Origin of the sequence: Gluconobacter sp. Dm-44 (assembly GCF_018256175.1) — a bacterium.
GTDB classification, from domain to species: Bacteria; Pseudomonadota; Alphaproteobacteria; order Acetobacterales; family Acetobacteraceae; genus Gluconobacter; species Gluconobacter cadivus.
The window spans coordinates 51,034-67,507 of the sequence record NZ_JAERLZ010000003.1 but is presented as its reverse complement, the minus strand read 5'-3'; the positions used below and the strand labels follow the sequence as shown (position 1 = coordinate 67,507).

Genomic DNA, 16,474 nt, shown 5'->3' with positions numbered 1-16,474 from the left:
CCCCTCTTGCTCGCAGGGCGAGAGGGGTAATATCCGGCAACAATCGTTGACTGGAACCAAAACCCAGTATCTGTTTTCTAGTCTCCGGAACCAGATTTTTCGGAGGCTTTATGCAGGTGACGCCCAAGCAAGGTGTAAAAACGGCGCGTGGCGTTGATGTCATAAAGCCAGAGACGGCTTCGGCTCTTGATGGCTCGCCTTCCCGCACTGAGCGCAGCGGTTCAAAAAATCTGCAGACAACTCTTGCACACCCCATTCACTGTCAGGGGATCGCCCTGCATAGCGGTGTCACGGTCGATCTCCATCTTTCTCCGGCGGCGGCCAATACGGGAATCCGGTTCCAGCGTTCCGACAGAGAAGGGTCACCTTCTTTTCCGGCGACCTATGACCACATCGTGGACACGCGACTTTCAACGGTCGTTGCTTGCCAGACCGATCCCTCCCTGCGTGTCGCGACGATCGAACATTTGATGGCGGCCCTCAATGCCTGCGAGATCGACAATATCCTGATTTCGGTCAGTGGTCCTGAACTGCCGGTTCTCGACGGCTCTTCTGACGCCTTTGCATTCCTGATCCAGTGCGCTGGTCGCAAGATCCTGGATACACCTCGCCAGGTCATTGAGATCCTGCGTAATGTTCGCGTCGAAGGCGAAGACGGAGCATTTGCCGAACTGCGCCCTGCCCAGCGCGGACTGTCACTGGCCATTTCCCTGAGCTTTGCAGCACAGGCCATCGGAAATCAGCGTTACGCCATGCAGCTCAACGAGCAGCGCTTCATGGAAGAAGTGGCGTTCTGCCGGACATTCGTTAATCGTCAGGACATTGAATATCTTCAGAGTATTGGCCTTGCTCGCGGTGGATCACTGGAAAATGCCGTCGTCGTGGATGGCGAAAACATCCTCAATCCTGCTGGGCTGAAAATCGAACGCGAGTTTGCCCGCCATAAATTACTTGATGCCATTGGCGACCTTTATTGTGCCGGACACCGGATGCAGGCTGGTTTCATTGGCCATAAATCCGGACACACGCTCAACAACAAGCTTCTGCGAACCGTTTTTTCAGATGCTTCCAACTGGCGTTTCGTTTCCACAGCCCCTTCCCGGTCCGTTACAAAAGCTTTGCGCACGCGCGTTGCCGCCTGAGGCCGCATGGCAGGTCTTTCGTCAGCGCATTCCCGTGATATAAGACGGGCTTCCACGGGAAGAGCAGGTATGACAAGCAGCACTCAGCGTCATTTTGAAGCATCGGTCACGAATGGTGGTTTCATTCTGAGAGCTGCGGCTGTCAGCGGGCTTCTGCTGCTGTCCGGCTGCTCCCTGTTTTCGCATCAGCACGAAAAACCCGCGATTCCAAAAACCGCTGATGCCGAGACTCTGTATAATTACGGAATCGATGCGCTGCATACGGGCCATTACGAACTGGCTGGTGGCGAATTCGAATTGCTTCAGCAAAATTACCCCTATTCCGGCTTCACTGGAAATGCGGAGCTGATGGAGGGATATGCGTATTACCTTCAGGGCGAATACGCACTTTCAGTTCAGCAGCTCGAGCGTTATCTCCAGCTGCATCCGACCAGCCCTGATGCAGCCTACGCCTTCTATCTGCGTGCTCTCTGCTATTACGAACAGATTGCCAATGTTGAGCGTGATCAGCAGGGTACGGTCGAGGCACTGGACGCGCTTGAAGAAGTCATCACCCGCTTCCCCCAGACCTCCTATGCCCGTGATTCCCAGCTGAAAATCGATCTGTGCCGCGACCATCTGGCCGGCAAGGAAATGCTGGTTGGCCGCTGGTATCAACAGCAGCGCAACTACGAAGCTGCCATGACACGTTATCAGCGCGTCGTGCAGGACTATCAGACGACCAACCACGTTGCCGAGGCTCTTGAGCGGCTCGTGGAAGTCTATCTGTCCCTTGGTCTCAAGGATCAGGCCCGCCAGACGGCTTCCGTTCTCGGCTACAACTATCCCGACAGCCAGTGGTATCGTTACGCGTATAATGATCTTCGGGAGAATAAGCTGCTCAATGGCGATCTCAAGAAGCCTGTCGTCCGTCCGGGCCAGCAGGACCATCGTGGATTTTTCTCCCGGATGTGGCACAGCGTCTTCTGATACCAGCCCTTTGAAACAGGGCACTACACTCCCAACATTGCTGTCATGCTGACCCATCTCTCGATCCGCGACGTCGTTCTGATCGAAAAGCTCGATCTTGGTCTCGCCCCCGGTCTGACCGTTCTGACTGGCGAGACCGGGGCAGGAAAATCCATCCTGCTCGACAGTCTGGGCCTGGCCCTCGGAGAGCGTGCCAGCGGTGGCCTCGTGCGCTCAGGCGCCACGCAAGCCAGCGTATCGGCTATTTTTGAAGTCGATGCCCGTCATCCTGTTCTAGCCCTGCTCGACGAACACGGCATCGTCCGCGAAGATCCATCGGACCCGATCGTCCTGCGGCGCATCGTGACGCCGGATGCCCGCTCCCGTGCCTATGTCTGCGATCAGCCGGTCGGCGTTGGCCTGCTGCGTCGCGTGGGCGCCCACCTCGTGGAGATTCAGGGCCAGCACGAGCAGATGGGGCTTGCCGACCAGAGCACCCATCTCGATCTGCTGGACGTATTCGGAATTACTCCACTGCTCCGAGAGAAAACGGCCAGCACGTTCCGGCAATGGGCCGCAGCACGCAATGCCCTCAAAGCCGCGCGCACCGATATGGAAGCCGCAGCCCGCGAGGAAGAATGGCTGCGTCAGACGGTCGATGATCTGGAACGTCTGGCCCCGCAGGAAGGTGAGGAGGACGCGCTCGCCGCCACGCGCGTCAGCCTCCAGCGTGATGAACGCCGTGGTGAAGCCGTTGCCGCCGCCCTGTCAGAACTGACTCCCCGTGACCGCCGCTCGTCCGCTCCGGCCGCTGCCCTGCGTGCAGCCAGCCGTGCGCTCGCAAGACTGCTGCCAGCACCGACGGAGACGGAAACCCTTTCAGACAGCCACCAGACACAGGCACAGGACGCGCTCGACGCTCTTGGAAAAGCCGAAGAGGCCCTTGCCGAAGCGGAGATGCTGCTGAGCCGCCTTGCCGCAGATACCGAAGGCGATCCCCGTCTTCTGGAAGAAACGGAAGAGCGGCTGTTTGCACTCCGGGCCGAGGCCCGCAAACACAATATTTCCGTAGCCGAACTGCCCGGCTTTCTCGCTGCCTTGAAAACACGGCTGAGCGCACTAGACTCCGGCAACGCCGAACTGGCCCGCCTCCAGACGGCCCTGACCGAGGCCCGTCTGGCCTATGAAGACGCTGCCCGCACCCTCTCTGCCGCCCGCCAGAAAGCAGCCGAAAAGCTTGAAAAAGCCGTCAGCATGGAGTTGCGTCCCGTCAAACTGGAACGCGCGCGCTTCATCGTCTCGCTTCTGCCTCTGGAACCCGATCACTGGAACAGTCAGGGCATGGAACAGGCTTCGTTCCTGATCGCTGCCAACCCCGGACAGTCTCCCGGCCCGCTCGCCAAGGTGGCATCAGGCGGTGAGCTGTCACGCCTGATGCTGGCATTGAAAGTGGTTCTGGCGGAACGCTCCGACATCGGCACGCTCGTGTTCGATGAGGTCGATTCCGGCGTGGGTGGCGCCACCGCATCCTCAATCGGCGACCGGCTTCATAAGGTCGCGCAGGACGTGCAGGTTCTGGTCGTCACCCATAGCCCGCAAGTCGCGGCGCGTGGCGACCACCATTTGCGAATCGCCAAACGTGTCCGCAACGACCGAACCGAAACACTGGCCGAACCTCTGCCTCATGACGCCCGGCGTGAAGAAATCGCCCGGATGCTTGCGGGCGATATCATTACCGACGCGGCCCGCGGGGCCGCCGACAGCCTTCTTGGACATCAGATTTCATGACCACTGCCCCAGTCTCCGCCGCCGAGCGTCACGCTGAACTCGAAGCGGACCTCGCACGGTGGGACGAGGCCTATCATGGGCGCGACGAACCGGAAGTGTCTGATGCCGTCTATGATGCGGCCCGGCGCGAACTTCTGGCTCTGGAAGACGCACACCCGGATCTTCGATCTGAAAATGGCTTCAGCCAGCGCGTCGGATCGGCGCCTGATTCCGCTTTCGGCAAATATCGCCACCTCGTTCCCATGACGTCTCTCAGCAAGGCTTTTGATCTGGAAGGATTAGAGAACTTTATCACCAAGATTGGTCGCTTTCTCGGTCTGAATGAAGACAAGTTGCAGGCACTGCAGTTTGTGGCTGAACCCAAAATCGACGGCCTCTCAATCAACCTGACTTATGAGCACGGACGCTTCGTGTGCGGAGCGACGCGAGGGGATGGTATTGATGGTGAGGACGTAACAGCGAATCTGCTGACCCTGAAGGACTTTCCCCTTCAACTCCCTAAGGGTGCACCCGAACTAATTGAGATTCGCGGCGAAGTCTTTCTATCTAAAAGTAGCTTTCTAACGCTCAATAAAAAGCAGGCGGCACTTGGGGCTAAGTCTTTTGCAAATCCCCGCAACGCGGCGGCTGGTTCCGTTCGGCAAATAGATGCAGAAATTACCCGAAATCGGCCGCTTTCTTTCTTCGCCTACGCGCAGGGATACACATCCTCACCTGTAGCCAAAACACAATGGGAATATTTAGAAAAGTTGCGGGACTGGGGTTTTATAATCAATCCATTGTCCGAAATGATTACCCATGCATATGACATTCCGGCTTATGTCGAGAGATTGGCCCGCAAACGTTCAGAGCTAGACTACGATATCGACGGCATAGTCTTCAAAATAGATAATATCGCCTTGCAAAAACGGCTTGGCTTCATAGGCGGTACACCTCGCTGGGCCGTCGCATATAAATTTCCCGCGGAAGAGGCTATCGCGCGTCTACGGGAAATAGAGATACAAGTTGGCCGTACAGGAGCCCTAACACCTGTTGCCTGTTTGGAGCCCGTCAATGTCGGTGGCGTCATTGTCTCCCGCGCAACCCTGCATAACGAAGACGAAATCACCCGGAAGGACGTGCGCGTCGGAGATTTGGTTCGTCTTCAGCGAGCCGGAGACGTGATCCCCAAGATTTTGGGATCCCTCCCAAGCGAAGGGCCGCGCTCGGAGCCTTTCGTATATCCCGACCACTGCCCCGTCTGTGGATCGCTCGCCGAACGTGTGCACGGTGAGGCCGTCCGTCGCTGCATAGGAGGGTTGAACTGCGAAGCGCAGATCGTGAGACGCTTGATCCATATGGTGTCACGCAACGCCTTCGATATCGACGGGCTTGGCGAGCGCAGCATCCGTGAATTCTACGAGGCAGGCTACATCCGCAGACCCGGCGATATCTTTCGCCTGCACCAGCACGAAGACCCGCTACTCCAGCGCGACGGCTGGGGGCGGCTGTCGGTCGACAATCTGTTCCGCGCGATTGACGAACGACGGACTATCCCGTTGGCGCGGCTTATTTTCGGCCTCGGTATCCGGCGCATTGGCGAACGCAATGCCCAGCTTCTGGCACGGCACTACCAGACTTTCGAAAACTGGCGCGACGCCATGCTGGCCGCCCGTCCGGATTCAGAAGAGCGGGCGACCCTCGGCGCGATCATGGGCGTAGGCGATGCGATCGCCGACGAATTGTCCGCCTTCTTCGCCGAGAGCCATAACATCGACACTCTTGATGATCTGGCAACGGAACTGACTGAAATTACTCCCGAAGACGCCCCTCAGGAAGGCCATCTTTCCGGAAAAGTCATCGTGTTCACAGGGACCATGACAACCATGTCCCGTCCGGAAGCCAAAGCCATCGCCGAACGGCTGGGTGCGCAGGTGACGGACAGCGTTTCGAAAAAAACGTCTCTGGTCGTCCTCGGTGAAAAAGCGGGTTCAAAAGCGAAGAAAGCCGCCGAACTCGGGATTGAAACCACGGATGAGGACGGCTGGCGCGTTTTGGCAGGGCTGTAACAGAACTGCAAAACCAAAACCGTGAGAAAGTTGGTAATATTTCACTTTTTCAGGGTATAACGCCTCCCGCATGTCAGTCCTTCCTTCCTCCCAGCAACAGATCGTTTTCCTCCTGCTGGGCTTAGCTGCCACGGTCGCGCTGATTGGCGTCTCCATCCTGATCTCGCTATCGGAGATCTCTTTTGCCGCGGCACGGGATGTGCGCCTTCGTTCCAGAGCCGAAGCAGGAGACCCCCGTGCTGTCGCGTTTCTCAAACTGCGACGCAACAGCGGCCAGGTCATTACGGTCCTTCAGATCTGCCTGAACGCGGTCGGAGTTCTGGGCGGCATCATCAGCGAATCCATGCTGAGCGACCCGATCGCGGCAGGCTTTCGTTCTATGGGCACAAGCCCAGCCCTTGCCAGCAAGCTGGGTTCGGCATGTTCCTTTATGCTGATCACCGGCCTTTTCGTCCTGTTTGCGGATCTTCTTCCCAAGCGGATTGCCATGAACGCGCCCGACCGGATCGCGCTCAAGGTCGGCTGGTTTCCCGCCATCGCCCTGAAAGTTCTCTACCCGGCGGTTCTGGTTTTCTCGAAAATCTCCGATTGGCTGCTCAAACTTCTCAAGATCCCGGCCGCCGCAACCGTCGAGCCTGTCACGCCTGAAGACCTGCGCGCCATTCTCGCGGCCGGAACAGCTTCCGGCGTGCTTTTGGAAGAAGAGCACCAGATGATCCAGAACGTGCTCGGCCTGCAGGACCGTGCCGTCACGTCCGCCATGACCCCGCGCGACGAGATCGTTTTTCTGGACGTACAGGAAAGCCCTGAAAGCCAGCGCGACAAAGTGCGGGTTCGGCCCTATTCGCGCTACCCGCTCTGCGACGGCGGTCTCGATAAGGTCATCGGCTCCATTCGCGCAGAAGACGTTCTGGTTGCCGTCGTCGACGAACCCCAGCCCAAAAGCACGGGTCTGACCACCATCGCCAGTCAGATCTTCCGCATGCGCCGCGATGTCCTCTCGCTCCCCGACACCCTGAATTTGTGGGAAACCCTCGCACAATTCGAGGCGCACTCGGCAGGCTTTGCCCTGATCGTCAACGAATATGGTCTCGTGGTCGGCCTCATCACCTACAAGGACATCATGGGCGCCCTGATGGACGGTCTGGTCAGTCCGTTTGAAGAACAGGCCATCGTCCGCCGCGACGACAAATCCTGGCTGATCGACGGCGCGGCCCCCATCGGCGACGTCATCCGCGAACTGGACATTCCCATGTTCGACGATGCCCAAAACTTTGACACGGTTGGCGGCTTTGTAATGAACCGTCTACGTCGCATGGCCCGCAAGGCGGACAGCGTACAATCGTCCGGATTCCGGTTTGAAGTGGTGGACGTGGAAGGCTTCAGAATCAACCAGTTGTTGGTGACACGTCTGAACTGACTTCCTCTGCCGGACGCAGGCTGCTTAGATCGTGACATGATCGATCTCAACCGCTCCGCTCTTATCCTTGTCGATATCCAGAATGATTTCCTGTCCGGCGGTGCACTTGCCGTACCAAATGGGGACAGCATTCTTGAGGCCGTCAACGCGCTTGCCAGACGCCCCTTCAGGGCAGTGATCGCAACGCAGGACTGGCACCCTTCCCATCACTGCTCTTTCAGCTCTCAGGGCGGTCCTTGGCCGGTTCACTGCGTTGCAGGCACCCATGGGGCTGATTTTCCTGAAGCACTCACGCCCGAACCAATAACGCACATCATCCGCAAAGGCGTTCTGCAGGAGCGGGACAGCTATTCGGGTTTTCTTGACAATGATCGTGCAACTTCAACAGGGCTCGACGGGTTATTGAAAGGTCTTGGCATTGACCATGTGGTCGTCTGTGGGCTGGCTCTGGATTACTGCGTCATGGCGACGGCGCTGGATGCCGTAAATTGTGGCTATCAAACCGACGTCGTGCCGGAAGCCTGTCGAGGGATTTCGACTGATCCAAATGCCACCTTGGAAAAACTTGAAAAACAAGGCGTTCGGTTGAAAAACTTGAATGCCTTCTGAAGGGCACAATCATGCATATAACCCGACTGCTTCCTGCCCTGCTGGCATGTGCGGCGTTTCAGACTGCCTCGGCAGCGACACCTCCGACAACGGCGGATCTGGCGAATACGCAAGGGTTCCGACAGGCCTATCAGGCTATGGTGACACTGCCGTCATGGGTGATGACGGCACATGCGACCTCCGTACCGGTCAGTGATTTCAGCATTGGGGGCAAGTCTTATCTTCTGGGGCATATGTGCCGCCAGCATGACTGTGCGGCAGAGCAGCTTGAGGTTGTTTTTGCGAAAGACCATTCAGCCGCATGGGGCCTGCTGAGCATCAAACGGGAGGGGCCTTTGAAACAGACTTTTCTGGGCGCACCCGATGCCGAGATGCAGAAAGTGCTTCTCAAAGCCTATCAGGACAATAATCCAGCAGACTGAATTTAAAGGAAAATGGAGCGCCAGCCGATGTTTCTGAAATGGCTGGTGCGCCCTGATGGATTCGAACCATCGACCCACAGCTTAGAAGGCTGTTGCTCTATCCATCTGAGCTAAGGGCGCATCAATTGGCCGTTAACTGGTCGGGGCGCCCGGACTCGAACCGGGGGCCTCTTGTACCCAAAACAAGCGCGCTACCAGGCTGCGCCACGCCCCGAACCGGCCGGAACCTAGGATGTCTGGCCGGTCGAGGCAAGAGGGTTTTTTTATTCGCCTTCGCTTCTTACGAGCGGTGGCACGAAAAGCGGTGCTGTGTCCCACGGAAAGAGCACCCAGGTGTCCTGCGCAACTTCCGTCACATAATGATCAGTGAAGGGTTTGCCTTCAGGCTTGGCATAGAGGCACGCGAAAACTGCTTTGGGCAGCAGTTCGCGCACGATACGGGCCGTTACGCCCGAATCCACGAGGTCGTCCACGATCAGAAAGCCTTCGCCATCTCCCGCAGCAACAGGCGGCTTGACGACTTTCGGCTCATGCTGCGTGCCTTCTTCGCCCGCATAGCTGATGACCGAAACGCTTTCGATCAGGCGGCAGCCCATTTCGCGGCCAAGAATAGCGGCGGGAATCAGGCCACCACGGGTAATGGCGACGATCCCGCGGAAAGGCCCATGCTTTTGCATGAGAGTTGAGGCCAGAAGGCGCGCGTCCCGATGGAGCTGGTCCCAGGTGACGGTCGCATAATGAACGGTTTGGGGGGTCTGATTGGCTGTCATGATCTTCCTCTGCCTTCCGTCTCGCAATTTTGCAATAAACTTGAGAGACGGAAGTGCCTAAAGTGCCGCAATGATCGATCCGGCCCTGCGCACCCTCCCCGGCCTTCCGGCTCTTATCGTCGGAAGAATTTTCTCACAGCTTTCCGCGACCACCATGACGATCGCCATCGGATGGCAGATCTATGCGCTGACGCATGACGTAGCCTCTCTAGGCTATCTGGGATTGGCACAGTTCCTGCCCATGATCCCGCTGACATTCGTCGCGGGGCACGTTGCGGACCGCTTCAACCGGCGCACCATCGTCCTTGTCTGTCAGATCTGCGAAATTCTCTCTACGGCCGCCCTCGCCGTGGCCGCCGCACTTCACGGACTGACGACGGGCGGCATCTATGCGTTCGCAGCCTTCTATGGCGTTCTGCGCAGCTTCGAGATGCCCTGCCAGCAGGCATTTCTCCCCGCCATCGCACCTCCATCCCTTCTACCCCGCGCACAGGCCCTACTCTCCTCGCTCTTCATGACAGCCTCCATCGTCGGCCCGAGCCTTGGCGGCCTGCTTTACGGCATTGGGCCAGTCGTCTGTTATGGCCTTTCAACCATCGGGTTTGCCGTGGCTTTCTCGGGAACATTTTCCCTGAAACTGGTGCACACCGTTCCTCCAAAAGAACCCATCACATTCGCCTCGGTCTTTGCCGGTCTCTCCTTTCTTAACCGCCGCCGTGACCTGCTGGGGGCGATTACGCTCGATCTATTCGCCGTTCTTTTGGGCGGCGCTACAGCCATGCTCCCGGTTTATGCCGACGGCATCCTGCATGTCGGTCCGGTCGGGTTGGGACTGCTTCGCGCGGCTCCGGCGATTGGCGCACTCCTGATGTCCTGGGGCCTGTCCCGTTACCCCCTCAAGGGGCGTGCAGGTCTCGTCATGTTCGTGTCGGTCGTCGTGTTCGGCATAGCGACGATTGTCTTTGGCGCGTCCCACACGGTCTGGGTCTCGATTGTCGCATTGATGATCCTCGGAGCCGCTGACGTCATCAGCGTCGTCATCCGTTCCTCGTTGATCCAGCTTGCAACACCGGATTCGATGCGTGGACGTGTCTCAGCCGTCAATACGCTGTTCATCGGGTCCAGCAACCAGCTTGGCGAATTTGAGAGCGGGATGCTCGGAACGGCGATCGGACCAGAGGCAGCCGTGATCGCGGGCGGCGTCGGCACCATTCTGGTGGCGGCCGCATGGGCGCGCCTTTTCCCGCGACTATGGGCGCTGGATCGTCTGGAAGACGTCTTCCCCGAAGAACAGTAAGGTCAGAAACGCAAAAAGCTCCCAAAAGGGAGCTTTTTATTGCGGCCGAAGCAGCTTTCTAAGAGAAAGGCTGGCTCCCGAAGTAGGACTCGAACCTACGACCCAGCGATTAACAGTCGCTTGCTCTACCAACTGAGCTATTCGGGACCGGCGAGGTGGTATGTAGCCAAATGGTCGGGGTCGGTAAAGCCCCTAAATGAACTTTTTTTGGAGATTTTTTCGTTTTTCTTCAAAGACCTGAGAAAAACCGCGATTTTCAGAGCTCTTCCCGCCCCCGCGTTGCAAGCTGATCCACGCGTTCGTTGTTTTCATCGCCCGAATGCCCTTTGACCCAGAGCCATTCAATCTCGTGCGGCTTCGCAGCTTCCAGAATACGCTGCCACAGATCCATATTGGCGACAGGGTCCCCAGCCGCATTCCGCCATTTCCGGCGCACCCAGCCCGTATGCCAGCGGGTAATGCCATTCCGCAGATATTCGCTGTCCGTATGCAGCGTCACGATGCAGGGGCGTTTCAGAGCCTCCAGCGCCTCGGCGGCAGCCGTCATTTCCATACGGTTGTTGGTCGTTTCCGGATGCCCACCCAGAAGCTCTTTTTCCTGACCGCGGCAGACCAGAAGCGCCCCCCAGCCACCCGGGCCGGGGTTGGGTTTACACCCGCCATCCGTCCAGATTTCAACCTGAGGCCGCTCCGCAGAGGCCTCAGACATGCGCGACACCTGCGAAATGGCGCAGGCGCACCAGATAGGCCAACGGGTCTTTGCGAGTCACGAGCGCATTGGCCGGAGTGTTGATCCAGTCATACAGGCGCGTCAGCAGAAAGCGGATCGAAGCCCCCTGACACAGCAGGGGAAGCGCCGATTTCTCCGCCTCAGTCAGCGGGCGAACACTTTCATAACCCTGAAGAATGGCCGCAGCGAATGACGGCTCGAATGTCTTTTCGTCCCGGAAACACCAGGCATTCAGGCAGATCGCCAGATCGTAAGCCAGAAAATCCGTACAGGCGAAATAGAAGTCGATCAGCCCCGACACCTGCCCGTTCTGGAAGAAAACATTGTCCGGAAACAGATCCGCATGGATCTGCCCACGCGGCAGTTCATCCGGGAGGGGCCATGCGCTTTCGATCCGCTGCAGCGCAGTCCGCACTTCAGCCGTCAGGCCGGGCGACAGCGCGTCTCCGCTCTCCCCACAGCTATCAAGCAGCGGTCCCCACGCCGCCGGAGACAGCGCATTCGGACGAACGGCGCTATATCCCTCACCAGCAATATGCAGCCGAGCCAACGCCTTGCCGAGTTCCAGACACAGCCCCGCATCAAGCTGGGTTGCAGAAACACCGGGAAGGAATGTCGTGATGGCGGCCGGACGGTCTGCCAGTGTCCGCAGCGCAGTGCCATTCCGGTCTGATACGGGGAGCGGGCAGTTCAGCCCCCTGCCCGCCAGATGCTGCATAAGCCCCAGAAACCACGGGAGCTCACTGGCATTTACCCGACGCTCGAACAGCGTGAGAATAAAATCCCCCTCCGTCGTACGGAGGAGGAAATTGCTGTTTTCGACACCCTCTGCGATGCCATGAAACGAGACCAGAGTGCCGATCGCGTAAGTGCCAAGAAACGCCTCAAGCGTCTCGGCCGCCAGTTCCGTATAGACGGCCATGAGAAATCAGTCTTCCTCGCCAGCCAGCGGACCGGGCAGACGGAAGTTGATGTTCTCTTCCTTGACGATCCGCTCTTCAATCTTGAGCGTGTATTTCTCGGCCAGAGCCGACACCATCTCCTGCACAAGGCTCTCGGGAGCAGATGCACCCGCACTGATGCCCAGCGTTTCCACGCCTTCAAGGACGCTCCAGTCCAGATTTTCGAGCTTCGGCACCAGCAGCGCACGACGCGCGCCCGAACGCTCAGCCACTTCGCGCAGGCGCTGTGAGTTGGACGAGTTCGGAGAGCCGATCACGATCACCAGATCACTTTCGGGCGCAATCGCCTTCACGGCTTCCTGACGGTTGGTCGTCGCGTAGCAGATGTCTTCGCGCTTCGGCCCCTCGATGAGCGGGAAGCGCGAACGCAGGATGTCCACGATCTCGGCCGTATCATCGACCGACAATGTGGTCTGCGTGATGAAAGCCAGTTTCGCGGGGTCTTCCGGCTGGATCGTGCGGGCTTCTTCCGCATCATTGATGAGCGTGACAGCACCCGGCGGGAGCTGGCCCATCGTGCCAACAACTTCCGGATGGCCCGCATGGCCGATCATGAGGATGTGGAGCTGGTCCGGACCCCCACCCGCGAAGTGACGCTCGGCCTCACGATGGACCTTCGACACCAGCGGACATGTTGCATCCAGATACAGCAGATTGCGGCGCTGGGCTTCGGCGGGAACGGATTTTGGAACGCCATGCGCAGAGAAAACAACATGTCCGTCCTCGGGCACCTCGTCCAGTTCCTCGACGAAAATGGCCCCCTTGGCCTCAAGCCCCTCAACGACCGTCCGGTTATGGACGATCTCGTGACGGACATAGACCGGAGCGCCATAACGACGCAGCGCTTCTTCCACGACACGGATGGCGCGGTCCACACCGGCACAGAATCCACGCGGACCGGCAAGCAGGACGCGAAGGGTTGGAGGAGCATCCACACCATTGGTGCGGGCAGGAGCGAAAGTCGTCTGTTCTGACATGGTGTTCCCCAAGCGGGCGGAGTTCGATATGTAGGACCAGTATCGACCGGATTGCCTCTCGTCGCAACGTCCGGGCTTCTTTGCCGAGCCTCTTTGTAGGAGTTTCTTCAGCTGATGCTAGCCATCCGGCGCTTCGCCTCGCCCCTGTTTGCTCCGGCTTTCGCCCTCCTGGCCCTTTCGAGTCTGGCCGGCTGCGACGAATCCAACCAGAGTTTCTTCGCCCCCGCCTGTCCGGCGCTCGATATCCCGGGATCGGCAGCGGACCAGTTCGTCTATGACGGCAAGAGCGCGGATATCGGAAGCCTCGTCAGCCATGCGCAGATCACATCTCTGTCCGGAGACTGCGAGCGCGGTCCGGAAGGACCTCATGGTCACCAGACGGTCCGCACGCGTCTGAGCCTTGCCATGAACCTGACCCGTGGCCCGGCGGCGACCAGCAATACGATCGATGTGCCGTATTTCATTGTCATCATGCGGGACGGCAAGATCGTGGACAAGAAAGTCTTCACGGACACGTTCCGCTTCCCGCCGAATGTCAGCACACAATCCGTCCGCACGAACCTGCGCCTGATCGACCTGCCAGCCACCGACAACATGGCGCAGGAAAATCCTTATACACTCGAAATCGGGTATCAGCTGACGCACGGCGAACTGGGCTATAACCGCGAACACCTCTCCCCGGTCGCTTTCCACAGCCACACCCAGTAAAAGTACCAGTAAAAATCGGCGGGGCTGAAGCATCAGCCCCGACATGCAGTCACAGCGAGCGGCTCTGTGCCTGCCATCATTTCGGAACAGAAATACATGGACAATCGCGAACTGACCCTCCGGGGGATTATTCTCGGAGCCCTCATCACGGTCGTCTTTACGGCAGCAAACGTCTATCTGGGTCTGAAAATCGGCCTGACTTTTGGCTCCTCCATTCCAGCCACCATCATCTCGATGGCCGTCCTGCGCCTCATGGGCGGCGGGACCATGCTGGAAAACAACATGGTCCAGACGCAGGCTTCTGCTGCCGGTACCCTGTCCTGCGTGTTTGCGGCTCTCCCGGCCCTTATCATGGTCGGATACTGGCATGAATTTCCGTATGTCATCACCCTGCTGCTGACGATGGCGGGGGGCATGACGGGCGTTGTTTTCACCATCCCGCTACGCCGGGCCCTCGTGAGCAACTCCGATCTGCCCTACCCAGAAGGCACAGCCTGTGCGGAAATCCTGCGCGCCTCCTCGCCGGAGGGCGATGCCCGGAGCCTCAAATCCCTCATGCTCGGCACTCTTGTCTCGGGTGCTGTGGCTTTTGCTACATCGGGTCTACGCCTCCTGTCAGACGGATTTTCTGCTGCTACCGTCGTCGGGTCGTCGGCATTTCGTCTGAATGGAAGTTTTTCGCTGGCCCTGCTGGGCACCGGCTATCTGGTCGGCATTGGCGGCGGCATTGCGATGCTGCTCGGCGTGTTTCTGGCCTGGGGCGTCATGGTGCCGGTTCTGGGCCACCTCGCCCCCTCAGCCACGCCACTGGCCGAGGCTTCGGGCCTCTGGCTGCACAAGGTGCGCTTCATCGGCGCCGGAACCATTGCGGTGGCAGCGGTCTGGACGCTGCTCGCTCTTGCCCGTCCGGTCGCACAAGGGTTGAAAGAAGCGCTTTCGGTCACCCATCTGGCCACCGGCGATGACAGCGATCGCGATCTTTCTCCTCGTACACTGATTGGTCTTTGCGCAGGTCTTGCAATCCTGCTCGCTGCGCTGTTCGGCTATTTCCTGTGGCCTGTCATGCCGCATGGTGGCGCTCTGGGAACACTGGTCGTTCTGGGGTTGATCGCCTGTTTCGGACTGGGTTTTCTGGTCGCCAGCGCGTGCGGCTATATGGCTGGTATCATTGGATCATCATCTTCGCCGATATCCGGTGTTGGTATCATCGCCATCATTGTCATTTCGGTTGCTCTCTGGGGGCTGGAGAGCGGCGGCATCCTGACGGTGGACCAGCGCCCGATCGCCATCGCGTTCGGCTTGTTCGTCCTCTCCGCCATCACTGCCTCAGCCGCCGTTTCGAACGATAATCTGCAGGATCTCAAGACAGGCCAGCTCGTCGGCGCGGCACCCTGGAGGCAGGAAGTTGCGCTGCTTATCGGCTGTGCCGTTGGCGCGATCGTTATCCCCTGGGTGCTTCAGGTGTTGTATCAGGCTTATGGTTTCGTGGGTGCCATGCCACGTGCAGATATGGACCCTTCGCGCGCACTTGCCGCCCCCCAGCCCGCCCTGATGGCAGCTATTGCAACTGGGATTCTGACGCACCGACTTGACTGGCTGATGCTGGAAATCGGAGCAGCCATTGGCGTCTGCCTGGTCGTACTGGATATTGTGCTGAACCGCCGCAACCTTGCTCTCCCGCCGCTGGCCGTGGGAATGGGCATCTACCTCCCAGCAGAGGTCTCGGTAACTATCGGGATTGGTGCGGGGCTTGCGTGGCTTCTGCGCCGTTTCCCCAGAGAACAGGGAACGATGATCGCCTCAGGCTTCATTGTTGGGGAAAGCCTGATCGGCGTAGCACTTGCGGCCATGACAGGCGCTACGGGAAGCTCAGATAGTCTGGCGCTTCCCGTTCCAGCTCTATTGAATGCCGGATTAGGCTGGGCTGTCTTCTGTGGTGTTCTGCTCTGGTTCGGACGCCGGGTCAAACATTCAGAGTAAATGAATAAAGGCCTGCGGTCAGGCCTTTACCCACCACTGCACAGGCTCCTGTTCGGCAATCTCGGCTTCCGCCACATCCACCACCTGCGGAGCAGGCTCCTTGCGAGGGCGTCCAACAGGGCGCGGTGTACGGCGTGCTGCTTCGGCAGCCTGCTCACGCGCCTGATGAAGAGATGCCTTCAATGTCTGGATCGTGTCCTGATTTTCGCGTAACTCGCGGTTCAGTTCACTGATCTGGATTTTCGCATGGGCTTCGCGCGTCTCGAACGCCTTGAGTTGGCTGCGAATTTCCCCGAGGCTCCGCTCGGCCTCTTCCCAGCGACGCTGTTCACGCTTGACCGACTGACGAAGACGCTCAAGTTCTTCCTGATCGTCCTGCCCGACATTACGTGCTGCAATTCCACGACCGCCCTGATGTTCGACCACAACCTGCCCGTCGCGGACGAAACGACGCCGACGCTCGGCAGTCGGGGGAACGGGCCTTGACTTGTTTGGAGTGCGTGAGGACGCCCCGGCACCCAGACGGGCCAGAGCCTGTCGCAGTTTGTCTTCTTCGTTAGCCTGATGCTCGTCCTGCATTCTGTATTCTTCAACCAATATGATATTTATGGATTTTCCCCTGCAGAACAGGCCTGCCGAAAGGCAGAAAAGCTGACCGGATTTAAACCCGCTC

The 16,474-nt window shown here is 58.7% G+C and carries 15 protein-coding genes and 3 tRNA genes; 10 read left to right on the top strand and 8 right to left on the bottom strand.

Features of this window, described 5'->3' with window-relative positions; genetic code table 11:
• Nucleotides 1-110 precede the first annotated feature (110 nt).
• The 7 genes from lpxC (at nucleotide 111) to JK213_RS05555 (ending at nucleotide 8,377) form a co-directional block, all read left to right on the top strand.
• The gene (lpxC, locus tag JK213_RS05585; RefSeq protein ID WP_194262149.1) at nucleotides 111-1,142 is read left to right on the top strand and encodes a UDP-3-O-acyl-N-acetylglucosamine deacetylase; all 1,032 of its coding nucleotides are present in this window, start codon (nucleotides 111-113) and stop codon (nucleotides 1,140-1,142) included.
• 69 nt (nucleotides 1,143-1,211) lie between these two features.
• Nucleotides 1,212-2,111: an outer membrane protein assembly factor BamD gene (locus JK213_RS05580; RefSeq protein WP_194262150.1), complete on the top strand. Its 900-nt coding sequence runs from the start codon at nucleotides 1,212-1,214 to the stop codon at nucleotides 2,109-2,111.
• 45 nt (nucleotides 2,112-2,156) lie between these two features.
• Complete coding sequence (gene recN / locus JK213_RS05575) at nucleotides 2,157-3,878, top strand: DNA repair protein RecN (RefSeq protein ID WP_194262151.1); 1,722 nt, start codon at nucleotides 2,157-2,159, stop codon at nucleotides 3,876-3,878.
• Nucleotides 3,875-5,926 carry an NAD-dependent DNA ligase LigA gene (ligA, locus tag JK213_RS05570; protein WP_194262152.1) on the top strand — a complete coding sequence of 684 codons (2,052 nt, stop codon included), beginning with the start codon at nucleotides 3,875-3,877 and terminating at the stop codon, nucleotides 5,924-5,926. The genes recN and ligA overlap by 4 nt, the downstream gene beginning before the upstream one ends.
• Before the next feature lie 70 nt (nucleotides 5,927-5,996).
• Nucleotides 5,997-7,346 (top strand): hemolysin family protein, encoded by a 1,350-nt coding sequence (locus JK213_RS05565; protein ID WP_194262153.1) that lies wholly within the window; start codon nucleotides 5,997-5,999, stop codon nucleotides 7,344-7,346.
• A 36-nt stretch (nucleotides 7,347-7,382) separates the two neighbouring features.
• Nucleotides 7,383-7,955, top strand: coding sequence for a nicotinamidase (locus JK213_RS05560; protein WP_194262154.1), 573 nt, complete (start codon nucleotides 7,383-7,385; stop codon nucleotides 7,953-7,955).
• A gap of 11 nt (nucleotides 7,956-7,966) precedes the next feature.
• On the top strand, nucleotides 7,967-8,377 hold the full coding sequence (locus tag JK213_RS05555) for an Ivy family c-type lysozyme inhibitor (RefSeq protein ID WP_194262155.1): 411 nt from the start codon (nucleotides 7,967-7,969) through the stop codon (nucleotides 8,375-8,377).
• 43 nt (nucleotides 8,378-8,420) lie between these two features.
• Here the strand turns inward: JK213_RS05555 and JK213_RS05550 are convergent.
• The 3 genes from JK213_RS05550 to gpt form a co-directional block, all read right to left on the bottom strand.
• Nucleotides 8,421-8,497: transfer RNA gene (locus JK213_RS05550), tRNA-Arg, on the bottom strand.
• Between the two features lie 17 nt (nucleotides 8,498-8,514).
• Nucleotides 8,515-8,591 (bottom strand) — tRNA-Pro (locus tag JK213_RS05545).
• A gap of 49 nt (nucleotides 8,592-8,640) precedes the next feature.
• Complete coding sequence (gene gpt, locus JK213_RS05540) at nucleotides 8,641-9,147, bottom strand: xanthine phosphoribosyltransferase (protein ID WP_099286525.1); 507 nt, start codon at nucleotides 9,145-9,147, stop codon at nucleotides 8,641-8,643.
• A gap of 70 nt (nucleotides 9,148-9,217) precedes the next feature.
• Here gpt and JK213_RS05535 point away from each other — a divergent pair, with 70 nt between their 5' ends.
• Nucleotides 9,218-10,444 (top strand): MFS transporter, encoded by a 1,227-nt coding sequence (locus JK213_RS05535; protein ID WP_194262156.1) that lies wholly within the window; start codon nucleotides 9,218-9,220, stop codon nucleotides 10,442-10,444.
• A 71-nt stretch (nucleotides 10,445-10,515) separates the two neighbouring features.
• On the opposite strand, the gene JK213_RS05530 is transcribed toward JK213_RS05535, so the two are convergent.
• From JK213_RS05530 to ispH, 4 genes are all read right to left on the bottom strand, one after another.
• Nucleotides 10,516-10,591, bottom strand: a tRNA-Asn gene (locus JK213_RS05530).
• Nucleotides 10,592-10,700: 109 nt separating this feature from the next.
• Nucleotides 10,701-11,153, bottom strand: coding sequence for a ribonuclease HI (gene rnhA, locus JK213_RS05525; protein ID WP_099286527.1), 453 nt, complete (start codon nucleotides 11,151-11,153; stop codon nucleotides 10,701-10,703).
• Nucleotides 11,146-12,096, bottom strand: a complete 951-nt coding sequence (locus JK213_RS05520; RefSeq protein ID WP_194262157.1) for a homoserine kinase — start codon at nucleotides 12,094-12,096, stop codon at nucleotides 11,146-11,148. The genes rnhA and JK213_RS05520 overlap by 8 nt, the downstream gene beginning before the upstream one ends.
• 6 nt (nucleotides 12,097-12,102) lie before the next feature.
• Nucleotides 12,103-13,113, bottom strand: a complete 1,011-nt coding sequence (gene ispH / locus JK213_RS05515; RefSeq protein WP_194262158.1) for a 4-hydroxy-3-methylbut-2-enyl diphosphate reductase — start codon at nucleotides 13,111-13,113, stop codon at nucleotides 12,103-12,105.
• Nucleotides 13,114-13,227: 114 nt separating this feature from the next.
• Between ispH and JK213_RS05510 the strand changes: the two genes are divergently transcribed.
• Together JK213_RS05510 and JK213_RS05505 are read left to right on the top strand one after the other, a co-directional pair.
• Nucleotides 13,228-13,821 carry a hypothetical protein gene (locus JK213_RS05510; RefSeq protein WP_194262159.1) on the top strand — a complete coding sequence of 198 codons (594 nt, stop codon included), beginning with the start codon at nucleotides 13,228-13,230 and terminating at the stop codon, nucleotides 13,819-13,821.
• A 96-nt stretch (nucleotides 13,822-13,917) separates the two neighbouring features.
• A complete protein-coding gene (locus JK213_RS05505) occupies nucleotides 13,918-15,801 on the top strand; it encodes an OPT family oligopeptide transporter (protein ID WP_194262160.1) in 1,884 nt (627 codons plus the stop codon).
• 18 nt (nucleotides 15,802-15,819) lie between these two features.
• On the opposite strand, the gene JK213_RS05500 is transcribed toward JK213_RS05505, so the two are convergent.
• Nucleotides 15,820-16,380: a hypothetical protein gene (locus tag JK213_RS05500; RefSeq protein WP_194262161.1), complete on the bottom strand. Its 561-nt coding sequence runs from the start codon at nucleotides 16,378-16,380 to the stop codon at nucleotides 15,820-15,822.
• Nucleotides 16,381-16,474: the final 94 nt, after the last annotated feature.